Source organism: Oceanospirillum sediminis (genome assembly GCF_014164585.1).
Lineage (GTDB): Bacteria > Pseudomonadota > Gammaproteobacteria > Pseudomonadales > Halomonadaceae > Oceanospirillum > Oceanospirillum sediminis.
The window spans coordinates 268,084-281,633 of record NZ_JACJFM010000001.1; the positions used below are offsets into that span (position 1 = coordinate 268,084).

A 13,550-nucleotide genomic window follows, 5' to 3' on the forward strand; every position below is an offset into this window, starting at 1 on the left:
GAATTAAGCTTTTAACCGTAAGAAATGGGACAGGGTAATGGGCAGAGCCTTTCAGAACCGTAAAGAATCCATGGCGAAGACGGCCGCCGCTAAAACCAAGGTGTACAGTAAGTACGGCCGTGAAATCTACATGTGCGCTAAAAGTGGTGGTGTAGATCCTGATGGCAACCTGGCACTGCGCAGCATGATAGACCGGGCGAAAAAGGATCAGGTACCAGGACACGTTATTGATAAGGCGATTGATAAGGCCAAAGGCGGTGGCGGTGAAGATTTCTCCCCGGCACGTTATGAAGGCTTTGGTCCGGGTGGCTGCTCCGTTATCGTAGATTGCCTGACAGATAACCCGAATCGTACTTTTGGTGATGTGCGTACCTGTTTCAACAAAGCCAAAGCGAAGCTGGGTTCACAAGGCAGTGTCAGTCATGGTTTTGATCACAGTGCTATTTTTGTTTTTGCCGGAGATGATGAAGAAGCGGTATTAGAAGCACTGATGATGGAAGATGTCGATGTGACAGATATCGAATGTGAAGATGGTAAAGTCACCGTCTTTGCGCCGCATACTGAATACTTTAAAGCTAAGACTGCACTGCAGGCTGCCTTTGAAGGTGTGGATTTTGAGGTTGAAGAGATCCAGTTCGTCCCTCACGCGACAACACCGATTTCCGGTGATGATATCGAAGTGATGGAAAAATTCCTGGAAATGCTGAACTTCCTGGATGACGTACAGAACGTTTATCACAACGCTGAATACTGATTCTGATCTCAGATCAGTCTGAGAGTGATAATCTGCCGCTGCCCTGGTTTTAAAACTCATAGCCGGGGACAGCGGTGCTTGAAAAACACTTTTGATAACACTGAAAAACAATCAGTATCTTGCCAGATCGAATCTGGTTTCAACGGGATGTGCCAGCTCAGGATCTGGCAGCACCTCGTACAGACCGATATTCCCCGGAACATATAAGAGAGAAAGGAAGCAGGCCAGTAAAAAACTGGCCATGCGATGCGATTGATATATGCTCCGAAGAAATAGCTCTGCAATCTGTTGACTATCTGATCAGAAAGACGCAGATAGTACCAAGTTTACGGTATTAACCGCATCACCATTTCCATATGGCTCTTCCCGGGTAAACTCTAGGATAGTTTCAGCATTGTCACCCAGCTCACGGCTTACAGAAGCTACCAGTAAGCTTTCACCCAGATCCATTGATTCAGCATCATCTGTTGTACTGTAACCCAGAGCAATCACACCGGGAGCACCGATTACATCAGTACCAACATCCAGTGCAATATGGCTGGCTGAAGGCTTAGCGCCATTCAGATCATCAAATTTACTGGCTTGCAGATGCTCTGCAGAAACCATGATATCGCCCATGGTATAAGATGCATTTATGCGGAAAGCAGCACTTTTCTCAGTCTGCCCGAACGCTTCCGTGTTACCAATGTTATTCAGGAAACCTGCTCCCAGAACCAGCCCGTTCTGTTCAAAACCAATGTTGGCACCAAAGTTCTCAATATTGTCATCATTTTCCTGATCTGCTTTGAACGCGTAGGCTTCAAGACCAAAGGCACCGGCACCAAGCGTCAGAATCGCAATATCATCAGTATTATCAGAGAAGTCATCTGTCAGAGGACCTGTCCACGTTGAGCCATCAATCACGCCGAATGGAATGCCTGTCATACCCAGCGTCAGGCTGACATTACCACCCTCTTCACCCAGAATAATGATAGCCTCATCGACATTAAAGTCTGAGTCGCTGTCTGGATCATCTTCATATTTTAGTGTGGTAGAAAAGCTAATAAACTCATTAACTGTACCATCTACTGTCAACTCAACAGCATCCAGATACAGATCTGTTTTGCCATCATCTTCATCTGTAGAGGCTAAAGCCACCTCGGCCAGACCACTTACATTAAATACAGGCTCATGTGAGTCTGCCTGCGCATTATATGATATGCCGGCCAAAGCGGCAGAGATCATGGTTACTAACAGCTTTTTTTGCATCATGAATCGTTCTTTATATTTTTTGGAATGGGTATTACCGAATGATATAAAGCAAAAATATTAAAAGCAGCCTTATTAATATATTTGATTTTTCTCAAACAGTTACGAATGCAATGCAAATAATAATGATTTTTATTTGAAACACAAGCTTACAATGTTACGAATGTGTGAATCAGAACGGAGGTAAGTCATATACGCCAAAACGCTATATTCTTTAACCGGCAGGGCCTCTGCTAACATAAGGTAAGAAACACAGTAAATATGACTTCCAGAATGTAGTGATCCGGTCACTTCATACGTCAGTAACATATCAGGACAGCATTTATGATCAGGGCAGACCTTCCTGCAGACGAAAAACAGCGGCTCCAGGCACTGTTTGATTACGATATCCTTGATACAGAAGCAGAAAAGGTCTTCGATGACCTGACCCGACTGGCATCTGAAATATGTGATACGCCAATTGCACTGATCAGTTTGATTGATCCGGAACGTCAGTGGTTTAAATCAGCCAGAGGGATTGATGCATCTGAAACATCACGGGATATTGCCTTTTGCGCACATGCTATTCATCAGCGGCATATTTTCGAGATACCCGACGCGACACAAGATATCCGGTTCCATGACAACCCTCTGGTCACAGGCGAACCTAATATCCGTTTCTATGCCGGTGCTCAGCTGATCACTCCGGAGGGATATGCGATAGGCACCCTCTGTACCATCAGTGATAAGCCTAAGATCCTTAATGATCAGCAACGCAATGCTCTGGAGATTCTGAGCCGTGAAGTGATATCCCAGCTTGAGTTACGTCAGAAGATCAAACAATTGCAGGTTGCCGGAGAAAATAAAACGGCTTTTTTATCTGATATGTCCCATGAAATAAGGACACCACTTAACGGAATTATCGGCACGCTTGAACTCCTGCAGGATTCCGGTATGAACCCGGCGCAGCAGAGTCTGATTAACCTGGCCCTGAAAAACTCCGAATCACTGCTGGGTATTCTCAACGACGTTCTTGATCTGTCGAAAATCGAAGCTGGTAAGATTGAACTGGATTATACCGAGTTTAACCTGCTGGAACTGATGGCAGATGTCGCTTCAGTGTATGCGATAAAAGCCGAAGAAAAACAACTGGATCTGATCTGTCCAGCTAACTTTATCGCCCATAGCCATGTACGGGCTGACGCTCTGCGGATTCGTCAGGTGCTGAACAATCTGTTATCTAATGCGATAAAATTCACGTCTGAGGGTGAGGTAAGGGTCAGTACAGACATTATCTCCGAATCGGAACATCAATTAGCCTTGCGGTTTTCTGTCGCCGATACGGGCATCGGTATGACCGATGAACAAACATCTGAACTCTTTCAGCGTTTCGGGCAGGCGGAGCAAAGCACCTGCCGCCAGTATGGGGGAACCGGTCTGGGGCTGACCATCTCCCGACAACTCATTGAGTTAATGGGCGGTAATATCGAGGTTTATAGTCAGCCTGGCACAGGCACAACGTTCTGGTTTACCCTGACACTGGAAAAAGCCCGGTCACCCGAAATTAGTATCCCGGATTCACTGCAGGATCTGAGAGTACTGGTTATGCACAGCCATAGCTGTTATCAACAGCTGCTGAATGAGCTACTGAATCACTGGAATATTGCCCATCAGGTTACTTCCAGTTATGACGCCGCGCTTGAAGTACTGGATAATGCTCGTCTATCAGGCCGTCCTTTCAACCTGATTCTCGCAGATGAAAAAACAGAACAGAAGCAGACAGTGCGTCTGATTGATCAGATCACTAATCAGACCGATTGTACCGGACTCCGGTGTATTCTGCTTAGTCATCCGGCCATCCTGCAGGATAGTCACTTTTATCAGAAATACGATGCAGTCATCCGGCATCCGATTATTCCATCCGAACTTCTTAACAGCCTGATTCAGGTTACCGGCGTTCTTCCACCCCTCAATACAGAGACAGAAAAAACACCGGGTATTCAGTTCTCTGGAAAAATACTGGTAGTGGAAGATAATATAACCAATCAGATTGTCACACGGGGTATTCTGGAGAAGTATGGGCTGACAGTACAGGTAGCAGAACACGGTCAGCAAGCACTGGAACGAGTTAAAGAGCAGGCTTTTGATCTGATCTTTATGGATTGCCAGATGCCGGTAATGGATGGCTATCAGGCAACTCAGCATATTCGCCAGCTCAATCAGGCGGCTACATCTGCTGATGTGCCTGTTATTGCGCTCAGCGCCAACGCGATGGCTGCTGAATCTGAGCGCTGCATTCAGGTTGGCATGAATGACTTTCTGTCCAAACCCGTTAAGCGAAGTGCTCTGGAGTCCATGCTGCAGCAGTGGTTGCCTGAAACAGAATCAGAAGTGACATCTGCCGTTACCAGTGACTCAGAGCCCTATCTGCCAGTATTTAACTTCAGTAGTTTTTCGGAGCGCATGCTGGCAGACCCTTTACTGATGCAGGCTGCGATCGAACCTGTACTGCAGGATCTGCCTGCTCAGCTGACCTCAATTCGCCTGCACCTGAATAACAATGATACTGAAAACCTGTTGAGAGTCTTACATCAGAGTAAAGGCATGCTGGCAAACGTTTCAGCCGATCAACTGACAGAACAACTGACCCGACTGGAAGGAGCCGTCAGAGAAAAAGGAGTCGAAGCAATAAGCCCGGAACTCTCCCGGCTGGAGCAGAATATCGCTCTGTTTCTCAGTCAGGTACAGCAAGATCTGTTCAATAACTGACAGAGCCGCGACTGGTTCTGAAAGAAGTGTGATGTAAGTATGTGCAAGGGGCTATTTCAGCCCCGTTGTCCATGTCAGAATAATGTATGGAGCTGTACGCTCTGCCGTACCCTGAAGCCCTCTCTCCCGCAGATGTTTGATGCAAGTCACAAATCACGCTTAAGAAATATACTTTCACTACATTACATGCAACCAATATACCTATAATGTTAACCATCTGATTAAATTCTATTGCCGACATGTAAAATCGGTCAGCCTGCAGCTCCTTCAGACAAAAACGCTGCAACATTGACCAACCATAAGAGTCCGTTATGCGTATATTGTCCCTGATGCTGCTTTTTCTGCTTCCACTGACCTTACCGGTCTTTGCCGCTCAACCCGCCGTTGTTGCTTTTGCTCAGGATACGCTGGCCAATGATTTCCGGAAACATCAGGTGCTGGAAGCCCGGAAAACAGCGGCAGATTACCCGGAAATACGTTTTATTTATTCGGATGCCAGAGGGCGTACATCACTGCTGATAAACCAGATCGAGACCTATATCAAGCAACAGGTTGATGTTCTCATCATCGGTACTAACGATGCTCAGGCAGTGGTACCCGTCGTCGAAAAAGCCCATCAGGCCGGTATCAAAGTGATTATTCTGGACCGGGGAGTGAATACAGACCAGTACACTACCTTTATTCATTCCGACAATACGGCAATCGGTCATCTGGCTGGCCGTTATATCGCAGATCAGCTCCAGGGGAAAGGGAAAGTATTGTTGCTGGAAGGTATACAGTCTGCCGATGTTACCCATCAGCGTACCCGAGGATTTATGACGGCAATGTCTTACTACCCGGAGATTCAGGTGATAAAAAGAACGGGCAATTTTCTACGCAAAGATGCCCTCAGAGTAACAGAAAAGCTGTTAAACGATGGTATTGAAGTCGATGCTATTTTCTCAGAGAGCGACAGCATGCTCAGTGGTGTTCGGGCCGTTCTGTACAAACACCATATCTCGCCATCCTCTATTATTACTGTAGGTTGCGACTACATATCGGAAGCGAAAGCCGCCATTCTGAAAGGAGAGCAAACCGCTTCAGTTTATTTTCCGCTGGGAGGAAAAGCAGCAATAGATGCGGCCCTCAGAATTATCAGAGGCCAGCCCGTAGCCCATAAATATCTGATTGGCGCAGATCTTCTGGTAACACGGGACAATGCACCCGATATAGCCCCCGTGTTCTGAATCTTAACCGGGCGATCTGAGCAGCATAAAAATATACGAGGATATTGTGGGTACGTTTTCCTGGCTGAAAAAATATTCCAACCGGCTATCCAGTCGATTCTCTATGTTAGTCACCCTGGCCGGTATGATTGTTTTACTGGCCCTGGGTATTTACTTTGAGCACTTTCTGCAACAAAGCTTTCTGCGTAATACAGAAATCAGAATGCAGTATGGTTTTCAGCGTCTGGCCTACAATCTCAGACAGATTGAATCCGGATTACAGGAAGGCATACTCTTTATCCGCAGTCATGACACCAGCATCGCAGCCATTGAGCTGATCAACAACTATCAGGATAAACACAGCTACAATGCCTTTCTGATTGACGAAGAAAAGAAACTATTAGCGGAAGAATTACTGAGCCGGGTCAAATTATCATTTAACGATACCATATGCCTGTATGATCAGAATGGTGATCTGGTCGCTTATGTACGCCGCACAGCACTGGGCTTCAGCCTGAACGTTATCTCGTATCATGATGGCAGCAGAGTACTGTACCGAAAACAGGAACTGGGACACCAATATGTTGCCGTCCCGCTTAACAGAGCGGAACAGGATGGCATCGACCTGCAACATCAGTTTCTGTATCCCGGCGACGAGGTAAAAAGAAACAGCCTGGTCACATACCGGAGTCACCCTGATGGTCTGATGATGACCTCTCATCTGAGTATTACCAACCCCGATCATCCGGAAAAAATGGTTGCTCATATTGAGATGAGTCGCTTACTAGGCAGTCAGTTTTTTAATCAACTATCTGCCAACCTGAACCTGGAACTACACCTGACAGATCAACTCCCTTCTGGTTTCAGTGCCCTGCCAGAACTGACAGAAATAGACACAGACTCTCTTTTTCCTTTACTGACAACAGATGAGTACTACATTGGGGGCTATCAGCTCTCCGGGCTGGAAGATCCGGTTTATACCCTGGCTTATATGGAAAAAGCCCCTCTGGTCGAACTGCTACAGAATAACCGCCATCGTTTCCTGTTACTGTTGATTACTCTGGCACTACTCAGCCTGTTCTTTGTCTATCTGGCCGTAAACAGAAGCCTGCAGCGCCCTCTGCGAGCATTAATGCAACAGATACATCATATTGAACAACAGAATTATTCTGGTCAGGATGTACTTGAAACAGGTGATGAGCTGGAAGCGATCTCGATCAAACTGAACCAGCTGGCCGATACAATCCGGGACAGAGAAAACGCCCTGGAAACCTCCAAAGCTCGCCTGGAGTATCTGTCTAACCATGATGTACTGACCCAGCTGCCCAATCGCCGATTTTTCTCATTCCGGCTCAGCTATGCTCTGGAACAGGCCAGAACAGATAAACATCAACTGGCACTGATGTACCTGGATCTGGATCAGTTTAAACAGGTCAACGATACTCTGGGTCACCATGTGGGTGATCTGTTACTGGCTCAGGTGGCCGAGAGACTCAGAGACAATGTTGGATTAACGGATACTCTCGCCCGAATTGGTGGTGATGAATTCAATATTCTGATTGAACGTCAGGAAATATTACAGGACTTATCCGGCACAGCCAGAAAGTTACTGGATGTGTTTCGCAGTCCGTTCAATATTAACGGACAGATGCTGTCGATTTCGTCCAGTATAGGTATTGCGGTATATCCCCAGGATGGCGATACAGCAACCGACCTGATCAAACATGCCGATATCGCCATGTATCAGGCCAAAGAAGCCGGACGTAATAACTTCTGCTTCTTCTCCGAAGACATGTCCAGACATATTCAGGAAAAAGCCCGGCTGCATAGAGCACTACGACAGGCTGTTCAGGATGGAAATCAGTTTGTACTTCATTATCAGCCGAAGATCTCCCCTGTCAGCGGCCAGATAACCGGCGTGGAAGCACTGGTACGCTGGGTCAGTCCTGAGCATGGCTTCATACCACCGGATCGTTTCATCCCTCTGGCGGAGGAATCCGGCCTGATTAATGCTCTAGGAAGATGGGTATTAAAACAGGGCTGCCAGGATTTTATCCACCTGAAGTCCATGGGAATTCATCTGCAGCATATCAGTATCAATGTGTCTAATATCCAGCTGAATCACCGGGATTTTCTGCAGGAGCTGAAAGGGATGATCGCCGATACAGGTATTACTCCTGAGCAACTTGAACTGGAAATGACAGAAAGTTTTATTGCTTCTGACCAGCAAGAAGCGATACAGATCCTGCAAACAATCCGGAACATGGGATTACAACTGGCAATTGATGATTTTGGTACCGGTTACTCCGCTATGAGCTTTCTGCAAAAACTGCCAATTACCCGGCTTAAAATTGATAAGTCCTTTGTTGATGGCCTCCCGCATGACAACGACAGCATAGCCCTTGTCAAAGCAATGCTCAGCCTGGCTGAGAATTTTAGCCTGGCCGTTACAGCAGAAGGTGTTGAGTATCAGGAACAGATGGAGTTTCTGAAAAAAGCAGGATGCCATGAAATCCAGGGCTACTTTTATTCTCGCCCATTACCTTTTGATGACCTGGTAACCTACTGCAAGGCCCGGAAAAACAGGTAATATGAGCCTTTATCAGCGTCCTGATGCAACACTCACCATTCTGATAATGGCTGCTAACAGAGGCAGGTATAATACCGGCCTCTGCATGATGGCGGCTTAGACTCTGAATTTACTGAGTTCAGTATCCTGACGTGCGGTCAGTTCTGCCATGGTGACACAATTGCCTTCCTGAGCTTTTGCCCCATCAGCAACTGATTGCCCCAGATCCCGGATATTGGACGCATTCCGGTTAATCTCTTCAGCCGTTGCACTCTGCTCTTCTGCTGCCGTAGCAATCTGAATGGTCATCTGACTGATCTCAGAGATATTACCCCGGATATTAATCAGCACTTCGTTGGCTTCACTGGCTTCCTGCTGAGTCTGCTGAGCTTTATCCCGGCCTTTAGCAATAGTGTTTTCGGCGGTCCGAACACAGGATTGTAGCTGCTGGATCATATTCTTGATCTCTTCTGTAGACTCCTGAGTTCGGGATGCCAGCGCACGAACTTCATCCGCTACCACAGCAAAGCCCCGCCCCATTTCACCAGCACGAGCAGCTTCAATGGCAGCATTAAGCGCCAGCAGATTGGTCTGTTCAGCAATATCCGTAATCACGGTCAGAATAGACTCGATATTATTACTGTAACCAGCCAGCTCATTAATGGTTTGTACCACGTTGTCCATATCTTCAGACAGCGAAGCAATCGCACTGGTCGTATGGGATACCACATCAGCCCCTACAGCAGCTGCTTCATCAGCCCGGTTCACAGCATCTGCTGCGTTCTGAGCATTCTGTGCAACCTCATGGGCGGTGGCGGACATTTCGTGCATCGCTGTTGCCAGCTGGTCCAGTTCATGCAATTGCGATGTCAGGCAGTTAGAAGCATCTGAAGCGGCACAGGCTGTCATATCACTGTTACTACGCACTTCAGAGGTGATCTCTTTCACCTGTCGGATCAGGTTCTGCAGATACTCAATAAACTGGTTAAAATCTGAAGACACCTGACCGAATTCATCGTTGCTTTCTATCGGCAGACGTCGGGTCAGATCTCCTTCACCGCGGTTAATATCCTGCAATGATTGTCTCAGATGCTGCAAAGGTAACAGTTGCCGGGTAACGGCAGCATAAAGAGCCACACTACACACCAGAGCACTGACCAGAGTCGCAATCACCGCCATCATACCCAGCTCACTGGCTTCTGCCATGACCTTATCTTTTTCCAGCACCACACCAACCAGCCAGTCACTGCCATGCAAACCTTCCAGACGATAAAAGCCGGTCAGTACATCTACTCCTGCTGAAGACGCTTCCTTAAGTTCAGTCGTCATCGCAGGCGCCTGACCACCAAAGAGTTCAGAATAATCCTTACTATTCATATCCCCATTGGGATGACTGATGATATTGCCATCAGCACTGACCAGAAAAGCATAGCCTGAGTTATGAAAATTCAGCTTATTAAGCGCATCGGAGACTGTTTTAAGGCTCAGATCACCGCCAAAAGCCCCCATAAAGCGGCCCTTGTCGTACAGATTAGCCACAGCAGAGATCAGGATCTCTTTAGTTGCAGCATCCGCATAAGGGTCTGTCAGTACAGCCTGTTTATTACTCTTTGCATACGGATACCAGGGACGTTTACGGGCATCCCAGTTCGGTGGGTTCCAGTCCGGGTCATTAGTAATGCGTTTACCATCGGTATCCAGGCCGCCAAAAATCAGAATAAATTCTTTTTTCAGCAGAGGCAGATCAAACGTACTCTGGATCGTCTTTGCACTAAAATTCTGATCAATGTTTTCTGCCATCATATCAATCAGGCGCAATTTGGCATTCAGCCAGTTCGTAATCTGAAAACCCAGTACAGAAGCAGATTCCTGAGTGGACTGCTGCGTTTTTTCCATCAGGGTATCCCTGACAGAGTGATATTGCAGCCAGGAGTATATAGCAAAGGTAAGAACAACTATCACGGACGCCAGAAGGGCGACTTTCTGGGAAACTTTCATAAGGCTCAACCTGTATTCAGATCTATTTGCTGCGTTACGCATCCTCCCTGATGGATCCTTTTTTTATTGGTTATTTTCGTCCTGTTTATTCCCTTAGTTCACTGCATTTCAAATATCAGCTTATTTAAAGCGTAGGACAAAATAAAGAAGATATCTTATTCCTGTGACAGTACAGTGATTTGAGCAATATACCTCTTTAGTTGTAGGCAGGTACAAGCAAAAATATATGTTTTTTTGTATATCCTGGTAAATTAATCCTTAATATAGAGGTTTGTCTGGTAAATCTGTTGCCATGTCATCATCAATCTGAGATCCAGCTCCAGCTGAAAATACTCCGGTTCCATATGCTGGCATAACTGATAAAAACTTTTATTGTGCTCCCGCTCTTTCAGGTGCGCCAGCTCATGCACAACAATCATTCGAAGAAAATCTTCCGGGCACTGTTTAAAACAAGAATCAATACGGATTTCACGGCGGGCTTTAAGCTTGCCCCCATGAGCCCTGGTAATATGAGCGTTAATACCTAATGCATGATGAATGACACTTACGGAAGGGTCAAAACATACCCGGTTTAAAGGTGGCGCTTTTTTCATATAGCACTTTTTCAGCGACATCGAGTATTCATACAGGCGTTCATTAGAAACAATATCGTGACACTGCGGATAACGTTTCAGCAGATACTGATCCAGTTTATTCTGATCGATCAGTTTACGGGCTTGCAGTAGGATATTTTCGGGATATCCCTTCAGATAAGATAAATCAGACATAAGACTCACATATACAACAGAACAAAAGCTTCTCTGCCAGACATCGTAGTATTTTCCTGCCAGTAGCAGAAAAATATTCAGACTCTATTGTTCAGATATCCCGGTATCAAAAAACTCTGGGATATTCAGACAGGCTTCAGATAATAATCAATATCCGATTGAAAAAATAATGAAAGGTGATAAACGAAGTAGCCGGAGACAGAAAAAACAGCCATCACAATATGACAACGGAGATTACAACAATCAGAAGCGTGGATCTGATGACCCACGCCTGATAAATGGAAAATTCAGCCGTATTAATAACCGGAGCAATCACTCTGCAGGCTATGGTTACAACCATCCCGCCCGGTGTAACTCTGAGTGCTATACTCGGATACCGGAAGCTTAGTCAGTGTCTGCCCCTGCTCCGTCAGCTGCTTCATGTAATCCACAAAGCCCTGTGCATACTCGGTATAGGTATCAGTGAAGTGACCGGCATTGTATACCGTACCAAAGGTATCATAACCATCACGCCCTGAAGCGATAAAGTCGTTCGTCACCACAGTATAGGTCGCATTAAGATCAATATCTGTCCATAGCCCGGCTATCCGGGAGTTAACCTGAACGGCAGAAACCCTGCGTCCCTGAGCTGACGCATCAATATGAAAACGCAGGCCCGATGCATAAGGATAAGAACCTGACGATCCGCCATTATCCAGTGTATTTGCCAGAGCTTCTTCCAGCACCTGAACAATCTGAGCGCCTGTCATTTCCAGAGTCACCAGCGTGTTAGAGAAAGGCAACAGAGTATAAGCATCAGCAATGGTGTAATCACCACTAGCTACATCAACCCGCACACCACCGCCATTCTGAATGGCAATATCCGCTGTGGGCGTCACTGTCAGGAACGCTTTCGCAACCAGGTTAGAGATATCACTGCCATTGGTATAGGTTTCAGAAACATTACACAGCGAAGAACGTCCCTGTCCGGGCCAGCGCTCCAGACACAGATTATCGGATACAGTGCCAATGACCTGTTGCTTCAGAGCATCCAGCTCACTGTCAAAGCTGACCAGCAGTTGCTCTGTCGCATTATCCGGCGTTACGACAACCAGTTCATCATGACTGGTCAATGCCTGACTCACTCGCAGAGTATCAGCGCTGTCCAGTATTCGGGTATCGTCATCCGCAAATTCATAACGGTAGCTTGCTTCAATGGGCATCATCGGCATACCGGAACAGGATGTGACTTTCCCTTCAGCATCAAAGTCAATATCCAGTTTCCCCATCAGGTGCGCATATTCCCAGGCCTGCACCACACAGACCCGATCACCATCGGCATTGGTTTCAATCGTCGGATACTCACCCACAGTATTAAAGCCCAGCTGAGTAAAAGTGTCGTCACCCAACAGAGAATGTGAGTCACCTCCGACAATCACATCCACGCCACTCAGGTTACGGGCCAGCTCACGATCTTTCTCATACTGAACATGAGTGACCAGAATAATCTTATTAACGCCCTGCCCTTTCAGCTCATCAATATATTGCTGAGCGGTGATCTGTTCATCCAGAAACTCAGTGCCGTCATCCGGGCGTGACGATTCTTTTGTTTTCTGAGCGATATCCAGGCCGATCAGGCCCACTTTCTCGCCCTCAATCTCTTTCACCACATAAGGCTGAATATATCCTTCACGAATAGCCGATGTCTGAGCGGGCACAACATTTGCAGCCAGAGTCGGGGTACCACAACTGCCAGAATTCAGGCTATCAAGAAAGGTTGCCAGCCCGGCATCACCACCATCAAACTCATGATTCCCCAGAGCAAACGCATCAAAACAGATCTGGTTCATCATGGTGGCATCAGCGGAACCATTAAACAGGGTGTAATACAGAGTACCTGTGATCGCATCGCCTGAATGAATCTTCAGTACATTGCTGCTTTCTGACGTTTTCTGGTCAAACAAACTCTTCAGCATCGGGAAGCCCCCGTAGCTGACTTCAATTTCAGAGATACTTTCCCCACTCTCAGTAGTCGCAGACAGCCCCAGTGCAGACACGTCATAATCAAAAGAATCTGCTCTCAGGTGAGAGTGGTGGTCATTCATGTGTAACAGCGTCATGGATAGTGGAGAAGCAGTGTTGTCATCATTATTATCTGACCCACTACCATTACATCCGGCCAGTACAGCGGATACTGCCAGAGGAAGCATTAGTTTTTTAGCACACAGAGGCATAACAGATCCTTCGGATTCATCAGAAAATCATTACAGCAAACGTATTAA

8 protein-coding genes are annotated in these 13,550 nt (G+C 46.6%); 4 read left to right on the forward strand and 4 right to left on the reverse strand.

The features are described from left to right. Nucleotides 1–37: 37 nt before the first annotated feature. Nucleotides 38–754, forward strand: coding sequence for a YebC/PmpR family DNA-binding transcriptional regulator (locus H4O21_RS01165; protein ID WP_182807002.1), 717 nt, complete (start codon nucleotides 38–40; stop codon nucleotides 752–754). 300 nt (nucleotides 755–1,054) lie between these two features. Here H4O21_RS01165 and H4O21_RS01170 read toward each other — a convergent pair whose 3' ends face one another. Then, a complete protein-coding gene (locus H4O21_RS01170; RefSeq protein ID WP_182807003.1) occupies nucleotides 1,055–2,005 on the reverse strand; it encodes an LbtU family siderophore porin in 951 nt (316 codons plus the stop codon). 321 nt (nucleotides 2,006–2,326) lie between these two features. Between H4O21_RS01170 and H4O21_RS01175 the strand changes: the two genes are divergently transcribed. The 3 genes from H4O21_RS01175 (at nucleotide 2,327) to H4O21_RS26230 (ending at nucleotide 8,545) form a co-directional block, all read left to right on the forward strand. Next, nucleotides 2,327–4,750, forward strand: a complete 2,424-nt coding sequence (locus H4O21_RS01175) for a response regulator (RefSeq protein ID WP_182807004.1) — start codon at nucleotides 2,327–2,329, stop codon at nucleotides 4,748–4,750. Nucleotides 4,751–5,061: 311 nt separating this feature from the next. Then, nucleotides 5,062–5,976, forward strand: coding sequence for a substrate-binding domain-containing protein (locus H4O21_RS01180; RefSeq protein WP_182807005.1), 915 nt, complete (start codon nucleotides 5,062–5,064; stop codon nucleotides 5,974–5,976). A 46-nt stretch (nucleotides 5,977–6,022) separates the two neighbouring features. After that, entirely contained in the window at nucleotides 6,023–8,545 is a 2,523-nt protein-coding gene (locus tag H4O21_RS26230) for a putative bifunctional diguanylate cyclase/phosphodiesterase (protein ID WP_182807006.1), read from the forward strand. Nucleotides 8,546–8,641: 96 nt separating this feature from the next. Here the strand turns inward: H4O21_RS26230 and H4O21_RS01190 are convergent, their stop codons facing one another. The 3 genes from H4O21_RS01190 to nadN all read right to left on the reverse strand — a co-directional run bounded on the left by H4O21_RS01190 (nucleotide 8,642) and on the right by nadN (nucleotide 13,502). Next, nucleotides 8,642–10,522 (reverse strand): methyl-accepting chemotaxis protein, encoded by a 1,881-nt coding sequence (locus H4O21_RS01190; RefSeq protein ID WP_182807007.1) that lies wholly within the window; start codon nucleotides 10,520–10,522, stop codon nucleotides 8,642–8,644. 251 nt (nucleotides 10,523–10,773) lie between these two features. After that, nucleotides 10,774–11,289, reverse strand: coding sequence for a YgjP-like metallopeptidase domain-containing protein (locus H4O21_RS01195; protein WP_182807008.1), 516 nt, complete (start codon nucleotides 11,287–11,289; stop codon nucleotides 10,774–10,776). Between the two features lie 296 nt (nucleotides 11,290–11,585). Next, entirely contained in the window at nucleotides 11,586–13,502 is a 1,917-nt protein-coding gene (gene nadN, locus H4O21_RS01200; protein WP_182807009.1) for an NAD nucleotidase, read from the reverse strand. Nucleotides 13,503–13,550: the final 48 nt, after the last annotated feature.

Coding starts and splice junctions, on each gene's coding strand:
- nadN (WP_182807009.1), bottom strand. CDS start 13,502: ATGCCTCTGTGTGCTAAAAAACTAATGCTTCCTCTGGCAGTATCCGCT.
- H4O21_RS01190 (WP_182807007.1), bottom strand. CDS start 10,522: ATGAAAGTTTCCCAGAAAGTCGCCCTTCTGGCGTCCGTGATAGTTGTT.
- H4O21_RS01180 (WP_182807005.1), top strand. CDS start 5,062: ATGCGTATATTGTCCCTGATGCTGCTTTTTCTGCTTCCACTGACCTTA.
- H4O21_RS01175 (WP_182807004.1), top strand. CDS start 2,327: ATGATCAGGGCAGACCTTCCTGCAGACGAAAAACAGCGGCTCCAGGCA.
- H4O21_RS01170 (WP_182807003.1), bottom strand. CDS start 2,005: ATGATGCAAAAAAAGCTGTTAGTAACCATGATCTCTGCCGCTTTGGCC.
- H4O21_RS01165 (WP_182807002.1), top strand. CDS start 38: ATGGGCAGAGCCTTTCAGAACCGTAAAGAATCCATGGCGAAGACGGCC.
- H4O21_RS01195 (WP_182807008.1), bottom strand. CDS start 11,289: ATGTCTGATTTATCTTATCTGAAGGGATATCCCGAAAATATCCTACTG.